The following is an 18975-nucleotide window of genomic DNA, read 5'->3' as shown; positions in this document are numbered from 1 at the left end:
AATTCGTGATGTTATATACGAAATTTAGATGAACCGCCAAAAAAATTACGATCGCTAAGCTGGCGTTCGCAAATGGTTGTTAAAATGTTAACCGATCATCGTGCGTTTTATGGTATTTTTAGATACGTCAATCTTACGTTTTAAAATCTATTATTTTCCGCAAACACAATAACTTATATTACTGTTGTGAGCACTAAGATTGTTATGCGATGTGATCACCGTCATTAGCTTGTCACTCAAGTTGTTAAATACTAGATTCATAACTAGGAATTATATGACTTTAAGTGTTATATTTTAACTAATATTATAAATATAATGTCACTATTTTGACGTTAATGACAAGAAATGCTTTTTTAGGGGTTTATATGGACATGACAACATTGAATTTGGGTGGTGCATTAGCACTTGGCCAGCGCATTGTTATCTCGGTAGATGGTACGATTAAAGTCTTAGAAGAAGGCCAACCACTACAAACAGGGGATGTCGTTCTTGAATCTCAGAACGGGTCCAATGAACCTCAGGTATCAGCAAAGCGCTTTTCACCAGAAGAAGGTGGGGAAGTTGAACTTGACCAAGACATAGCGAATATTTTTGCTGCATTAGAAGAAGGTCAAGACCCAACAGAGTTAGGTGAAGAGTTCGCTACCGCTGCAGGCCAGAATGGCTCTAGTTTAAGTGCGAGCGGAACTATCGAGCGAGATGGCGAAGAAACTATCCCTGGTACCGACTTCGTAACAACGGGTTTTGAAGCGCTGGGAATGTCTCGTACTCAAAGCTTGAGTCTTCTTGATGCTTTCCGTTCGTTTGAGCAACCTAATAAAAATCCCACTTTCGTTGATAACAATAATTCACCTATCGGTGACACAGTCTCTTTTACCACAGATGAAGATACGCCAGTGAACGGAACCTTGTCGGCTTCAGACGAAGATGGCGATACTCTGTCTTTCGTTAAAGCTACAGATCCTTCGAACGGCACCGTCGTCGTTGATGGAAACGGTGACTGGACTTATACACCTAATGAAAACTACAACGGTGATGACAGCTTTACTGTAGAAGTCTCTGACGGGCAAGGTGGCACAGACACAATAACCGTGAATATCGGTGTTACTCCTATTAATGATTCACCGGTCGGTGACGATGTTTCTGTCACTACAGATGAAGATACTCCAGTCAGCGGCTCCCTCAATGCAACAGACGCAGATAATGATCAGTTAACGTTCAGTAAAGGTACAGAGCCAGAGAATGGCTCTGTAGTCGTCGATGAAAATGGTAATTGGACATACACCCCAAACGAGAACTACAACGGAAGCGATAGCTTTACTGTTGTGGTTAATGATGGCCAAGGTGGTACTGATACCATTACGGTTGATGTTGGGGTTACGCCAGTAAATGACCAATCTTCATTTGATGCGCAAACGGTGACGTACGCGGAAAACCAAGTGGCGGACGCGGTGGTTGGCACTTTGTCAGGCAGCGATCTGGATGGCGTGACCATATACGAGTTCAAACACAGTGACGGCACATTAAGCACCACCAGTGAAGACGGCTTCTACAGTGTGGATGCGGCCGGCAATATCAGCATCACGGCAGCGGGCGTGGCGGCGGAGGTGAACGACTTCGATCAAGGCTCGAACAGTGGTGATTACCAGATGGTGATGACCGACGGTTACGGCTCGACAGCTGAAGCTACGGTGACGCTGAACGAGCAGAACCTGGACGACAACGCGCCGGAGTTCACTGGGACCAACGACGACGGTGAATACAGCTTCAGCTACAACGAGAACCTAGACGGCACGACCGTGATCGGCACCGTGAGTGCGACAGACGCGGACGGTGAGTCGGTGACGTACAGCATCACGTCGGGTAACGACAACGGCTGGTTCGAAATCAACGCTTCAACGGGTGCGATTACCCTAACGGATGCGGGTGTGTTGGCCGCGTCGAACGACTTCGAAGCGCTGGCGAACGTGCACAATCTGAAAGTGACGGCGACAGAAGCGGGCGGTCTTGGCGATGTGAAGTCGACCGAAATCGACGTGACGCTGAACGAGCAGAACCTGGACGACAACGCGCCGGAGTTCACTGGGACCAACGACGACGGTGAATACAGCTTCAGCTACAACGAGAACCTAGACGGCACGACCGTGATCGGCACCGTGAGTGCGACAGACGCGGACGGTGAGTCGGTGACGTACAGCATCACGTCGGGTAACGACAACGGCTGGTTCGAAATCAACGCTTCAACGGGTGCGATTACCCTAACGGATGCGGGTGTGTTGGCCGCGTCGAACGACTTCGAAGCGCTGGCGAACGTGCACAATCTGAAAGTGACGGCGACAGAAGCGGGCGGTCTTGGCGATGTGAAGTCGACCGAAATCGACGTGACGCTGAACGAGCAGAACCTGGACGACAACGCGCCGGAGTTCACTGGGACCAACGACGACGGTGAATACAGCTTCAGCTACAACGAGAACCTAGACGGCACGACCGTGATCGGCACCGTGAGTGCGACAGACGCGGACGGTGAGTCGGTGACGTACAGCATCACGTCGGGTAACGACAACGGCTGGTTCGAAATCAACGCTTCAACGGGTGCGATTACCCTAACGGATGCGGGTGTGTTGGCCGCGTCGAACGACTTCGAAGCGCTGGCGAACGTGCACAATCTGAAAGTGACGGCGACAGAAGCGGGCGGTCTTGGCGATGTGAAGTCGACCGAAATCGACGTGACGCTGAACGAGCAGAACCTGGACGACAACGCGCCGGAGTTCACTGGGACCAACGACGACGGTGAATACAGCTTCAGCTACAACGAGAACCTAGACGGCACGACCGTGATCGGCACCGTGAGTGCGACAGACGCGGACGGTGAGTCGGTGACGTACAGCATCACGTCGGGTAACGACAACGGCTGGTTCGAAATCAACGCTTCAACGGGTGCGATTACCCTAACGGATGCGGGTGTGTTGGCCGCGTCGAACGACTTCGAAGCGCTGGCGAACGTGCACAATCTGAAAGTGACGGCGACAGAAGCGGGCGGTCTTGGCGATGTGAAGTCGACCGAAATCGACGTGACGCTGAACGAGCAGAACCTGGACGACAACGCGCCGGAGTTCACTGGGACCAACGACGACGGTGAATACAGCTTCAGCTACAACGAGAACCTAGACGGCACGACCGTGATCGGCACCGTGAGTGCGACAGACGCGGACGGTGAGTCGGTGACGTACAGCATCACGTCGGGTAACGACAACGGCTGGTTCGAAATCAACGCTTCAACGGGTGCGATTACCCTAACGGATGCGGGTGTGTTGGCCGCGTCGAACGACTTCGAAGCGCTGGCGAACGTGCACAATCTGAAAGTGACGGCGACAGAAGCGGGCGGTCTTGGCGATGTGAAGTCGACCGAAATCGACGTGACGCTGAACGAGCAGAACCTGGACGACAACGCGCCGGAGTTCACTGGGACCAACGACGACGGTGAATACAGCTTCAGCTACAACGAGAACCTAGACGGCACGACCGTGATCGGCACCGTGAGTGCGACAGACGCGGACGGTGAGTCGGTGACGTACAGCATCACGTCGGGTAACGACAACGGCTGGTTCGAAATCAACGCTTCAACGGGTGCGATTACCCTAACGGATGCGGGTGTGTTGGCCGCGTCGAACGACTTCGAAGCGCTGGCGAACGTGCACAATCTGAAAGTGACGGCGACAGAAGCGGGCGGTCTTGGCGATGTGAAGTCGACCGAAATCGACGTGACGCTGAACGAGCAGAACCTGGACGACAACGCGCCGGAGTTCACTGGGACCAACGACGACGGTGAATACAGCTTCAGCTACAACGAGAACCTAGACGGCACGACCGTGATCGGCACCGTGAGTGCGACAGACGCGGACGGTGAGTCGGTGACGTACAGCATCACGTCGGGTAACGACAACGGCTGGTTCGAAATCAACGCTTCAACGGGTGCGATTACCCTAACGGATGCGGGTGTGTTGGCCGCGTCGAACGACTTCGAAGCGCTGGCGAACGTGCACAATCTGAAAGTGACGGCGACAGAAGCGGGCGGTCTTGGCGATGTGAAGTCGACCGAAATCGACGTGACGCTGAACGAGCAGAACCTGGACGACAACGCGCCGGAGTTCACTGGGACCAACGACGACGGTGAATACAGCTTCAGCTACAACGAGAACCTAGACGGCACGACCGTGATCGGCACCGTGAGTGCGACAGACGCGGACGGTGAGTCGGTGACGTACAGCATCACGTCGGGTAACGACAACGGCTGGTTCGAAATCAACGCTTCAACGGGTGCGATTACCCTAACGGATGCGGGTGTGTTGGCCGCGTCGAACGACTTCGAAGCGCTGGCGAACGTGCACAATCTGAAAGTGACGGCGACAGAAGCGGGCGGTCTTGGCGATGTGAAGTCGACCGAAATCGACGTGACGCTGAACGAGCAGAACCTGGACGACAACGCGCCGGAGTTCACTGGGACCAACGACGACGGTGAATACAGCTTCAGCTACAACGAGAACCTAGACGGCACGACCGTGATCGGCACCGTGAGTGCGACAGACGCGGACGGTGAGTCGGTGACGTACAGCATCACGTCGGGTAACGACAACGGCTGGTTCGAAATCAACGCTTCAACGGGTGCGATTACCCTAACGGATGCGGGTGTGTTGGCCGCGTCGAACGACTTCGAAGCGCTGGCGAACGTGCACAATCTGAAAGTGACGGCGACAGAAGCGGGCGGTCTTGGCGATGTGAAGTCGACCGAAATCGACGTGACGCTGAACGAGCAGAACCTGGACGACAACGCGCCGGAGTTCACTGGGACCAACGACGACGGTGAATACAGCTTCAGCTACAACGAGAACCTAGACGGCACGACCGTGATCGGCACCGTGAGTGCGACAGACGCGGACGGTGAGTCGGTGACGTACAGCATCACGTCGGGTAACGACAACGGCTGGTTCGAAATCAACGCTTCAACGGGTGCGATTACCCTAACGGATGCGGGTGTGTTGGCCGCGTCGAACGACTTCGAAGCGCTGGCGAACGTGCACAATCTGAAAGTGACGGCGACAGAAGCGGGCGGTCTTGGCGATGTGAAGTCGACCGAAATCGACGTGACGCTGAACGAGCAGAACCTGGACGACAACGCGCCGGAGTTCACTGGGACCAACGACGACGGTGAATACAGCTTCAGCTACAACGAGAACCTAGACGGCACGACCGTGATCGGCACCGTGAGTGCGACAGACGCGGACGGTGAGTCGGTGACGTACAGCATCACGTCGGGTAACGACAACGGCTGGTTCGAAATCAACGCTTCAACGGGTGCGATTACCCTAACGGATGCGGGTGTGTTGGCCGCGTCGAACGACTTCGAAGCGCTGGCGAACGTGCACAATCTGAAAGTGACGGCGACAGAAGCGGGCGGTCTTGGCGATGTGAAGTCGACCGAAATCGACGTGACGCTGAACGAGCAGAACCTGGACGACAACGCGCCGGAGTTCACTGGGACCAACGACGACGGTGAATACAGCTTCAGCTACAACGAGAACCTAGACGGCACGACCGTGATCGGCACCGTGAGTGCGACAGACGCGGACGGTGAGTCGGTGACGTACAGCATCACGTCGGGTAACGACAACGGCTGGTTCGAAATCAACGCTTCAACGGGTGCGATTACCCTAACGGATGCGGGTGTGTTGGCCGCGTCGAACGACTTCGAAGCGCTGGCGAACGTGCACAATCTGAAAGTGACGGCGACAGAAGCGGGCGGTCTTGGCGATGTGAAGTCGACCGAAATCGACGTGACGCTGAACGAGCAGAACCTGGACGACAACGCGCCGGAGTTCACTGGGACCAACGACGACGGTGAATACAGCTTCAGCTACAACGAGAACCTAGACGGCACGACCGTGATCGGCACCGTGAGTGCGACAGACGCGGACGGTGAGTCGGTGACGTACAGCATCACGTCGGGTAACGACAACGGCTGGTTCGAAATCAACGCTTCAACGGGTGCGATTACCCTAACGGATGCGGGTGTGTTGGCCGCGTCGAACGACTTCGAAGCGCTGGCGAACGTGCACAATCTGAAAGTGACGGCGACAGAAGCGGGCGGTCTTGGCGATGTGAAGTCGACCGAAATCGACGTGACGCTGAACGAGCAGAACCTGGACGACAACGCGCCGGAGTTCACTGGGACCAACGACGACGGTGAATACAGCTTCAGCTACAACGAGAACCTAGACGGCACGACCGTGATCGGCACCGTGAGTGCGACAGACGCGGACGGTGAGTCGGTGACGTACAGCATCACGTCGGGTAACGACAACGGCTGGTTCGAAATCAACGCTTCAACGGGTGCGATTACCCTAACGGATGCGGGTGTGTTGGCCGCGTCGAACGACTTCGAAGCGCTGGCGAACGTGCACAATCTGAAAGTGACGGCGACAGAAGCGGGCGGTCTTGGCGATGTGAAGTCGACCGAAATCGACGTGACGCTGAACGAGCAGAACCTGGACGACAACGCGCCGGAGTTCACTGGGACCAACGACGACGGTGAATACAGCTTCAGCTACAACGAGAACCTAGACGGCACGACCGTGATCGGCACCGTGAGTGCGACAGACGCGGACGGTGAGTCGGTGACGTACAGCATCACGTCGGGTAACGACAACGGCTGGTTCGAAATCAACGCTTCAACGGGTGCGATTACCCTAACGGATGCGGGTGTGTTGGCCGCGTCGAACGACTTCGAAGCGCTGGCGAACGTGCACAATCTGAAAGTGACGGCGACAGAAGCGGGCGGTCTTGGCGATGTGAAGTCGACCGAAATCGACGTGACGCTGAACGAGCAGAACCTGGACGACAACGCGCCGGAGTTCACTGGGACCAACGACGACGGTGAATACAGCTTCAGCTACAACGAGAACCTAGACGGCACGACCGTGATCGGCACCGTGAGTGCGACAGACGCGGACGGTGAGTCGGTGACGTACAGCATCACGTCGGGTAACGACAACGGCTGGTTCGAAATCAACGCTTCAACGGGTGCGATTACCCTAACGGATGCGGGTGTGTTGGCCGCGTCGAACGACTTCGAAGCGCTGGCGAACGTGCACAATCTGAAAGTGACGGCGACAGAAGCGGGCGGTCTTGGCGATGTGAAGTCGACCGAAATCGACGTGACGCTGAACGAGCAGAACCTGGACGACAACGCGCCGGAGTTCACTGGGACCAACGACGACGGTGAATACAGCTTCAGCTACAACGAGAACCTAGACGGCACGACCGTGATCGGCACCGTGAGTGCGACAGACGCGGACGGTGAGTCGGTGACGTACAGCATCACGTCGGGTAACGACAACGGCTGGTTCGAAATCAACGCTTCAACGGGTGCGATTACCCTAACGGATGCGGGTGTGTTGGCCGCGTCGAACGACTTCGAAGCGCTGGCGAACGTGCACAATCTGAAAGTGACGGCGACAGAAGCGGGCGGTCTTGGCGATGTGAAGTCGACCGAAATCGACGTGACGCTGAACGAGCAGAACCTGGACGACAACGCGCCGGAGTTCACTGGGACCAACGACGACGGTGAATACAGCTTCAGCTACAACGAGAACCTAGACGGCACGACCGTGATCGGCACCGTGAGTGCGACAGACGCGGACGGTGAGTCGGTGACGTACAGCATCACGTCGGGTAACGACAACGGCTGGTTCGAAATCAACGCTTCAACGGGTGCGATTACCCTAACGGATGCGGGTGTGTTGGCCGCGTCGAACGACTTCGAAGCGCTGGCGAACGTGCACAATCTGAAAGTGACGGCGACAGAAGCGGGCGGTCTTGGCGATGTGAAGTCGACCGAAATCGACGTGACGCTGAACGAGCAGAACCTGGACGACAACGCGCCGGAGTTCACTGGGACCAACGACGACGGTGAATACAGCTTCAGCTACAACGAGAACCTAGACGGCACGACCGTGATCGGCACCGTGAGTGCGACAGACGCGGACGGTGAGTCGGTGACGTACAGCATCACGTCGGGTAACGACAACGGCTGGTTCGAAATCAACGCTTCAACGGGTGCGATTACCCTAACGGATGCGGGTGTGTTGGCCGCGTCGAACGACTTCGAAGCGCTGGCGAACGTGCACAATCTGAAAGTGACGGCGACAGAAGCGGGCGGTCTTGGCGATGTGAAGTCGACCGAAATCGACGTGACGCTGAACGAGCAGAACCTGGACGACAACGCGCCGGAGTTCACTGGGACCAACGACGACGGTGAATACAGCTTCAGCTACAACGAGAACCTAGACGGCACGACCGTGATCGGCACCGTGAGTGCGACAGACGCGGACGGTGAGTCGGTGACGTACAGCATCACGTCGGGTAACGACAACGGCTGGTTCGAAATCAACGCTTCAACGGGTGCGATTACCCTAACGGATGCGGGTGTGTTGGCCGCGTCGAACGACTTCGAAGCGCTGGCGAACGTGCACAATCTGAAAGTGACGGCGACAGAAGCGGGCGGTCTTGGCGATGTGAAGTCGACCGAAATCGACGTGACGCTGAACGAGCAGAACCTGGACGACAACGCGCCGGAGTTCACTGGGACCAACGACGACGGTGAATACAGCTTCAGCTACAACGAGAACCTAGACGGCACGACCGTGATCGGCACCGTGAGTGCGACAGACGCGGACGGTGAGTCGGTGACGTACAGCATCACGTCGGGTAACGACAACGGCTGGTTCGAAATCAACGCTTCAACGGGTGCGATTACCCTAACGGATGCGGGTGTGTTGGCCGCGTCGAACGACTTCGAAGCGCTGGCGAACGTGCACAATCTGAAAGTGACGGCGACAGAAGCGGGCGGTCTTGGCGATGTGAAGTCGACCGAAATCGACGTGACGCTGAACGAGCAGAACCTGGACGACAACGCGCCGGAGTTCACTGGGACCAACGACGACGGTGAATACAGCTTCAGCTACAACGAGAACCTAGACGGCACGACCGTGATCGGCACCGTGAGTGCGACAGACGCGGACGGTGAGTCGGTGACGTACAGCATCACGTCGGGTAACGACAACGGCTGGTTCGAAATCAACGCTTCAACGGGTGCGATTACCCTAACGGATGCGGGTGTGTTGGCCGCGTCGAACGACTTCGAAGCGCTGGCGAACGTGCACAATCTGAAAGTGACGGCGACAGAAGCGGGCGGTCTTGGCGATGTGAAGTCGACCGAAATCGACGTGACGCTGAACGAGCAGAACCTGGACGACAACGCGCCGGAGTTCACTGGGACCAACGACGACGGTGAATACAGCTTCAGCTACAACGAGAACCTAGACGGCACGACCGTGATCGGCACCGTGAGTGCGACAGACGCGGACGGTGAGTCGGTGACGTACAGCATCACGTCGGGTAACGACAACGGCTGGTTCGAAATCAACGCTTCAACGGGTGCGATTACCCTAACGGATGCGGGTGTGTTGGCCGCGTCGAACGACTTCGAAGCGCTGGCGAACGTGCACAATCTGAAAGTGACGGCGACAGAAGCGGGCGGTCTTGGCGATGTGAAGTCGACCGAAATCGACGTGACGCTGAACGAGCAGAACCTGGACGACAACGCGCCGGAGTTCACTGGGACCAACGACGACGGTGAATACAGCTTCAGCTACAACGAGAACCTAGACGGCACGACCGTGATCGGCACCGTGAGTGCGACAGACGCGGACGGTGAGTCGGTGACGTACAGCATCACGTCGGGTAACGACAACGGCTGGTTCGAAATCAACGCTTCAACGGGTGCGATTACCCTAACGGATGCGGGTGTGTTGGCCGCGTCGAACGACTTCGAAGCGCTGGCGAACGTGCACAATCTGAAAGTGACGGCGACAGAAGCGGGCGGTCTTGGCGATGTGAAGTCGACCGAAATCGACGTGACGCTGAACGAGCAGAACCTGGACGACAACGCGCCGGAGTTCACTGGGACCAACGACGACGGTGAATACAGCTTCAGCTACAACGAGAACCTAGACGGCACGACCGTGATCGGCACCGTGAGTGCGACAGACGCGGACGGTGAGTCGGTGACGTACAGCATCACGTCGGGTAACGACAACGGCTGGTTCGAAATCAACGCTTCAACGGGTGCGATTACCCTAACGGATGCGGGTGTGTTGGCCGCGTCGAACGACTTCGAAGCGCTGGCGAACGTGCACAATCTGAAAGTGACGGCGACAGAAGCGGGCGGTCTTGGCGATGTGAAGTCGACCGAAATCGACGTGACGCTGAACGAGCAGAACCTGGACGACAACGCGCCGGAGTTCACTGGGACCAACGACGACGGTGAATACAGCTTCAGCTACAACGAGAACCTAGACGGCACGACCGTGATCGGCACCGTGAGTGCGACAGACGCGGACGGTGAGTCGGTGACGTACAGCATCACGTCGGGTAACGACAACGGCTGGTTCGAAATCAACGCTTCAACGGGTGCGATTACCCTAACGGATGCGGGTGTGTTGGCCGCGTCGAACGACTTCGAAGCGCTGGCGAACGTGCACAATCTGAAAGTGACGGCGACAGAAGCGGGCGGTCTTGGCGATGTGAAGTCGACCGAAATCGACGTGACGCTGAACGAGCAGAACCTGGACGACAACGCGCCGGAGTTCACTGGGACCAACGACGACGGTGAATACAGCTTCAGCTACAACGAGAACCTAGACGGCACGACCGTGATCGGCACCGTGAGTGCGACAGACGCGGACGGTGAGTCGGTGACGTACAGCATCACGTCGGGTAACGACAACGGCTGGTTCGAAATCAACGCTTCAACGGGTGCGATTACCCTAACGGATGCGGGTGTGTTGGCCGCGTCGAACGACTTCGAAGCGCTGGCGAACGTGCACAATCTGAAAGTGACGGCGACAGAAGCGGGCGGTCTTGGCGATGTGAAGTCGACCGAAATCGACGTGACGCTGAACGAGCAGAACCTGGACGACAACGCGCCGGAGTTCACTGGGACCAACGACGACGGTGAATACAGCTTCAGCTACAACGAGAACCTAGACGGCACGACCGTGATCGGCACCGTGAGTGCGACAGACGCGGACGGTGAGTCGGTGACGTACAGCATCACGTCGGGTAACGACAACGGCTGGTTCGAAATCAACGCTTCAACGGGTGCGATTACCCTAACGGATGCGGGTGTGTTGGCCGCGTCGAACGACTTCGAAGCGCTGGCGAACGTGCACAATCTGAAAGTGACGGCGACAGAAGCGGGCGGTCTTGGCGATGTGAAGTCGACCGAAATCGACGTGACGCTGAACGAGCAGAACCTGGACGACAACGCGCCGGAGTTCACTGGGACCAACGACGACGGTGAATACAGCTTCAGCTACAACGAGAACCTAGACGGCACGACCGTGATCGGCACCGTGAGTGCGACAGACGCGGACGGTGAGTCGGTGACGTACAGCATCACGTCGGGTAACGACAACGGCTGGTTCGAAATCAACGCTTCAACGGGTGCGATTACCCTAACGGATGCGGGTGTGTTGGCCGCGTCGAACGACTTCGAAGCGCTGGCGAACGTGCACAATCTGAAAGTGACGGCGACAGAAGCGGGCGGTCTTGGCGATGTGAAGTCGACCGAAATCGACGTGACGCTGAACGAGCAGAACCTGGACGACAACGCGCCGGAGTTCACTGGGACCAACGACGACGGTGAATACAGCTTCAGCTACAACGAGAACCTAGACGGCACGACCGTGATCGGCACCGTGAGTGCGACAGACGCGGACGGTGAGTCGGTGACGTACAGCATCACGTCGGGTAACGACAACGGCTGGTTCGAAATCAACGCTTCAACGGGTGCGATTACCCTAACGGATGCGGGTGTGTTGGCCGCGTCGAACGACTTCGAAGCGCTGGCGAACGTGCACAATCTGAAAGTGACGGCGACAGAAGCGGGCGGTCTTGGCGATGTGAAGTCGACCGAAATCGACGTGACGCTGAACGAGCAGAACCTGGACGACAACGCGCCGGAGTTCACTGGGACCAACGACGACGGTGAATACAGCTTCAGCTACAACGAGAACCTAGACGGCACGACCGTGATCGGCACCGTGAGTGCGACAGACGCGGACGGTGAGTCGGTGACGTACAGCATCACGTCGGGTAACGACAACGGCTGGTTCGAAATCAACGCTTCAACGGGTGCGATTACCCTAACGGATGCGGGTGTGTTGGCCGCGTCGAACGACTTCGAAGCGCTGGCGAACGTGCACAATCTGAAAGTGACGGCGACAGAAGCGGGCGGTCTTGGCGATGTGAAGTCGACCGAAATCGACGTGACGCTGAACGAGCAGAACCTGGACGACAACGCGCCGGAGTTCACTGGGACCAACGACGACGGTGAATACAGCTTCAGCTACAACGAGAACCTAGACGGCACGACCGTGATCGGCACCGTGAGTGCGACAGACGCGGACGGTGAGTCGGTGACGTACAGCATCACGTCGGGTAACGACAACGGCTGGTTCGAAATCAACGCTTCAACGGGTGCGATTACCCTAACGGATGCGGGTGTGTTGGCCGCGTCGAACGACTTCGAAGCGCTGGCGAACGTGCACAATCTGAAAGTGACGGCGACAGAAGCGGGCGGTCTTGGCGATGTGAAGTCGACCGAAATCGACGTGACGCTGAACGAGCAGAACCTGGACGACAACGCGCCGGAGTTCACTGGGACCAACGACGACGGTGAATACAGCTTCAGCTACAACGAGAACCTAGACGGCACGACCGTGATCGGCACCGTGAGTGCGACAGACGCGGACGGTGAGTCGGTGACGTACAGCATCACGTCGGGTAACGACAACGGCTGGTTCGAAATCAACGCTTCAACGGGTGCGATTACCCTAACGGATGCGGGTGTGTTGGCCGCGTCGAACGACTTCGAAGCGCTGGCGAACGTGCACAATCTGAAAGTGACGGCGACAGAAGCGGGCGGTCTTGGCGATGTGAAGTCGACCGAAATCGACGTGACGCTGAACGAGCAGAACCTGGACGACAACGCGCCGGAGTTCACTGGGACCAACGACGACGGTGAATACAGCTTCAGCTACAACGAGAACCTAGACGGCACGACCGTGATCGGCACCGTGAGTGCGACAGACGCGGACGGTGAGTCGGTGACGTACAGCATCACGTCGGGTAACGACAACGGCTGGTTCGAAATCAACGCTTCAACGGGTGCGATTACCCTAACGGATGCGGGTGTGTTGGCCGCGTCGAACGACTTCGAAGCGCTGGCGAACGTGCACAATCTGAAAGTGACGGCGACAGAAGCGGGCGGTCTTGGCGATGTGAAGTCGACCGAAATCGACGTGACGCTGAACGAGCAGAACCTGGACGACAACGCGCCGGAGTTCACTGGGACCAACGACGACGGTGAATACAGCTTCAGCTACAACGAGAACCTAGACGGCACGACCGTGATCGGCACCGTGAGTGCGACAGACGCGGACGGTGAGTCGGTGACGTACAGCATCACGTCGGGTAACGACAACGGCTGGTTCGAAATCAACGCTTCAACGGGTGCGATTACCCTAACGGATGCGGGTGTGTTGGCCGCGTCGAACGACTTCGAAGCGCTGGCGAACGTGCACAATCTGAAAGTGACGGCGACAGAAGCGGGCGGTCTTGGCGATGTGAAGTCGACCGAAATCGACGTGACGCTGAACGAGCAGAACCTGGACGACAACGCGCCGGAGTTCACTGGGACCAACGACGACGGTGAATACAGCTTCAGCTACAACGAGAACCTAGACGGCACGACCGTGATCGGCACCGTGAGTGCGACAGACGCGGACGGTGAGTCGGTGACGTACAGCATCACGTCGGGTAACGACAACGGCTGGTTCGAAATCAACGCTTCAACGGGTGCGATTACCCTAACGGATGCGGGTGTGTTGGCCGCGTCGAACGACTTCGAAGCGCTGGCGAACGTGCACAATCTGAAAGTGACGGCGACAGAAGCGGGCGGTCTTGGCGATGTGAAGTCGACCGAAATCGACGTGACGCTGAACGAGCAGAACCTGGACGACAACGCGCCGGAGTTCACTGGGACCAACGACGACGGTGAATACAGCTTCAGCTACAACGAGAACCTAGACGGCACGACCGTGATCGGCACCGTGAGTGCGACAGACGCGGACGGTGAGTCGGTGACGTACAGCATCACGTCGGGTAACGACAACGGCTGGTTCGAAATCAACGCTTCAACGGGTGCGATTACCCTAACGGATGCGGGTGTGTTGGCCGCGTCGAACGACTTCGAAGCGCTGGCGAACGTGCACAATCTGAAAGTGACGGCGACAGAAGCGGGCGGTCTTGGCGATGTGAAGTCGACCGAAATCGACGTGACGCTGAACGAGCAGAACCTGGACGACAACGCGCCGGAGTTCACTGGGACCAACGACGACGGTGAATACAGCTTCAGCTACAACGAGAACCTAGACGGCACGACCGTGATCGGCACCGTGAGTGCGACAGACGCGGACGGTGAGTCGGTGACGTACAGCATCACGTCGGGTAACGACAACGGCTGGTTCGAAATCAACGCTTCAACGGGTGCGATTACCCTAACGGATGCGGGTGTGTTGGCCGCGTCGAACGACTTCGAAGCGCTGGCGAACGTGCACAATCTGAAAGTGACGGCGACAGAAGCGGGCGGTCTTGGCGATGTGAAGTCGACCGAAATCGACGTGACGCTGAACGAGCAGAACCTGAATGAGTCACCTATTGCCTCTGATGGTGTGGTTGACACAAACGAAGACACATCTACCTTCATCGAGTGGGATTCCTTTGGAATAAGCGATGTTGATTCACCTGATTCAGCTCTAGGTATCGAGATTACCGATTTGCCAGATAACGGTCAGTTTGAGTATTTCGGTGATGATGGTCAGTGGCATGACATTTCGGTTGGTCAAGTTATCGACAAGGGCGAATTTGATGCAGATAGAGTTCGATTCACTCCGGATGAAGATGAATCTGGGTACGATAGTCACTCAACCCCAGGTATCGGCGACCAACAACAAGATTATGCACAGATTGGTTTCAAACCAACGGATGGTGTAAATATAGGCGAAGAGTCGACTGTCGCGATAAATGTTACTCCAATTGCTGATGCCCCTAACTTGTTAACCAGCATTGATGGAATTGAACTTCCGGGCCAACAATTCAACGTAAGTATGTGGAATGGTGTCTCTGTTGGTTCTCAATATGGTGTTGGTAATGGTGTTGACCCTGATACCTTGATTAATGTCATCGATGATTTGGATGCGAATAGTGCCTCTTCAAGCAATACGAATGACGTCCGAGACCCTAGTCAAGGAGCTGGTCAAGCTACACTAATCACTGGTCTAATTTATCTAGAAGCCGGTACATCTTATGATTTCGTTGGTAAAGCAGACGACAGTTTAGCGATAAAAATCGGCGGAGAACTTACAGATGATGCTCGATGGGGCGACAGTCGCGGGAGTATTCAAGGTGGAGCATTCACCCCAACTGTTTCTGGTTTTTATCCGATAGAAATTTACCATCATAACCAAAGTGGCCCTGGTAATTTCGATGTCAATGTTTCTGTAGATGGCGCGAGCCCTGTCAACTTAGACAACACAAACTTTGGCGTAGTCAGTGATGTATCTCAGCTCGATAATATTGACATACGTACATCACAACTAATAAACGAAAATGGCGTTGAGTTCTATCAAGTCTATACAACGAATGAAGGTCCACAAGACACACGTATTCCACTGACAGAGCTGCAAGCATCTTTAAATGATACTGATGGTTCTGAAAGTTTGGCTGTCAATGTTAGTGGTTTCCCTATTGGTTCTGAGCTAAGTGATGGAGTTAATTCTCACACATTCACTACTACCAATGAGACATTTGATATCAGTAGTTGGGATATGACAAGTCTAACGGTCTTACCGCCTTCGGGAAGTCACGACGATTTTACTATTGATGTAGAAGCGATCGCTAGTGAAAAGGACTCAGCAAGTACTGCTACGACTACGACCAGTATTGATGTGGTTGTTCATGAATACAATGCTACAAATACGCAGCCAGATACTCGTACTGTAGATGAAGATACAAGTATCTCTGGTAACGTGTTAGCAAACGATACTGATACAGATAACACATTATCACTGCAGTCAATTGAAGTAGGAGGAACTTCCTATAACGTTGGTGACACTATCACGCTAACCGGTGGTGAGTTGACGGTTGAGCAAGATGGTAGTTACTCGTTTGTACCATCTGAGCATTGGTCAGGTAACGTTCCGACAGTGACTTACACTACAAACACTGGTGTAAGCGATACTCTCGATATTACGGTCAGTGCGGTTGCTGATGCTCCTCGTATAACTATTGCGGTCGGGGAGTTGCAACAATCACAAGCTGTGCCTGATTTCGGTACATCACCTAGCGATATTAGAAACCTTGTAAGTAACGGTGAGACATCTATTGGTGGTATTAATTTCGACCATGTTGACCAGTCTCCAGGTTTTAATGATGGCAATCAAGGTGATGACTTGATGATTGCACCTGACAATGCGGCGGCTCAGCAGTTTGTTGGCGATCAGCAAGCCGTTAACTTGAGTCAACAGGGTAGCGATACGTTTGTTGGGACTAGTGGCAACGATTCGTTTTATGGTGGTAATGGGTCTCAGGATAGCGAAGTTGAAACTGATACTGTTATCTATCAAGGCAAATTGTCTGAATACGAGCTTGATTTTAGAGGCCTAGAACATAGCCAAGTACCTTATTGGTTAGTTAAAGATTCTCTTGAAAGAGACACATCTAGTGATAATTCGCCTTCCACCGAAGATGGTGACCATTTATATGGTATTGAACGTATTATTTTCTCGGATTCGATAATCGAGATTGATAATGAGACTGGAGAATATACGGTTCTTCAAGATAGTGTAATACCACTAGATATTTCAGCGGAACTTGTTGATAACGATGGAAGTGAATCGTTAGGTAATGAATTTACTCTTGTAGGTATACCTCAAGGCGTTGAGTTGTACATCGGGGGACAGCTTATATCTCCAAACATTGATGGATCATATTCTATTGTTATACCTGTTTCTGGTGATGTTAGTGCAGAGCTTCGCATTCCTTACTCTTATGAAGGAGACCTAGACTTTGAGCTTGCTGTATCTGCCTCATCCTCTGAATCGGTTAATAGTGATGAAGCAATAACTAACACGTCAGCAGATATAAGTTTCAGAAGCTATGATTTGGAATCTGGCTCTCACGGTGATGATAATATCAAAGGGACAGAGAACAACGATTTGATTGTTGGTGACGTTCAAGGGATTCAAATTGTTGCTGGTGAGGATTACAACATCGCGTTTATTCTCGATACGTCGGGCAGCATGGGAAGAGATGTTGAAACCGCAAAAGATGAACTGTTGGTTGTTTTTGATGCGATTTTAGCTAGCTCTCAGGGGCAACATTCCGGCCAAGTTAATATTCTAATAACGGATTTTTCAGACAATTCAAATACGTCAGTATCTGTCGACTTGAGCAGTCAAAACCCAAGAGAGCAGTTCGTCGCAGCACTTGATGCGATCACTGATGCTGGCGGAGGTGGTACCAATTATGAAGCTGGATTCCAATCTGCTGTTGAATGGTTCGCTGACCAAAGCGGTGGGAACAACATTTCATATTTCATTTCTGACGGTGAGCCGACTTCCTTTACTGACAGTAGGTTAATGAAAAGTGAGTTCGATGAAATATTGATCGATTATGATCTGAGTACGAACCAAGTTATAACACTGGCTGATTTATTGCCTGCCGGATATACAAGTGGCGTTGTTAATTATAAAGGTAATGTATTAATTGACGATAAGGCCAAGCTATATTCACCATTAACAGGAGATAGAATTGGTGATTTAAGCATTAATGGCAATTCTTACGATTACTATGATAAGGGTGGCGTTAATAAACAAGGTCAGCATATGTATCAATTGCTCGCATTGATGTCATCTGTTGACGCTATTGGGCTCGGTAACTCATTAGATGAAGATGTTCTCGAAGATTACGACTCTGATGGCCTAGTTGAAACGTCAATAGACGTAACGAAATTGTCAGAGGTTATTCTTGGTAAAGAAGTGAGTTTATTGCAAGGTGAAGATCAAATTGATGCTTTAGCTGGTGATGACATCATGTTCGGAGACTTAGTGCAATTTGACGGTATTTCAGGTCAAGGTGTCGCAGCGATACAGAAATATGTAGCTCAGGAAACTGGTGAGCAATTGTCTTCGGTGTCAGCGCGAGATATTCACGATTATATTTCTGACAATGTACAAGACTTTGACCAATCTCGAGCCAACGATAAGGATGACATTTTATCTGGCGGCGAAGGAGACGATATTCTCTATGGCCAAGGTGGTGAAGATACGCTTATCGGTGGGCTAGGAGACGATATCTTAGTTGGTGGAGAAGGTGATGACTTGTTCCAATGGGTTGACCAACCATTCCAAGGCGATGTTGATACCATTACCGACTTTGCTTTGGGTGAAGACCATTTGGATATCTCTCAACTGCTGCCGACTGAGAATAATATGTCAGATCTTTTAGAACACATCGCTATTGAAAAAGTGGATAACGGTGGAGGGGATAAGGACTTAGTGATCACTATTTCTGAAGATTCAGGTAACAGTGGTCAAACTCAAACGATTGTACTTGATAATACGGGGAATCAGTTTGACTCTGTGAACGCTCAAGGCGATGGCAGTGTGATAAGTAGTGATTTGAGTAACTTGGTTAATCAACTCTTTGTGAACTTACCAGACCAATAACAAAAAAGGGCCGAAAGGCCCTTTTTTAATACATCTGTTTTGCTATAGAAGCTTGATTCTAAGACTC

The 18975-nt window shown here is 53.8% G+C and carries 1 protein-coding gene; it reads left to right on the top strand.

Going from position 1 to position 18975, the window contains the following annotated elements; all coding sequences use genetic code 11:
- Nucleotides 1-365 precede the first annotated feature (365 nt).
- Nucleotides 366-18908 carry a cadherin domain-containing protein gene (locus tag QUF19_RS09245; protein WP_286291705.1) on the top strand — a complete coding sequence of 6181 codons (18543 nt, stop codon included), beginning with the start codon at nt 366-368 and terminating at the stop codon, nt 18906-18908.
- The last annotated feature ends 67 nt before the right edge of the window (nt 18909-18975 follow it).

Origin of the sequence: Vibrio sp. FE10, assembly GCF_030297155.1 — a bacterium.
Taxonomy (GTDB): Bacteria; Pseudomonadota; Gammaproteobacteria; order Enterobacterales; family Vibrionaceae; genus Vibrio; species Vibrio apostichopi.
Note: the sequence above shows the minus strand (reverse complement) of the source record. Positions and strands in the feature narration are given on the sequence as shown.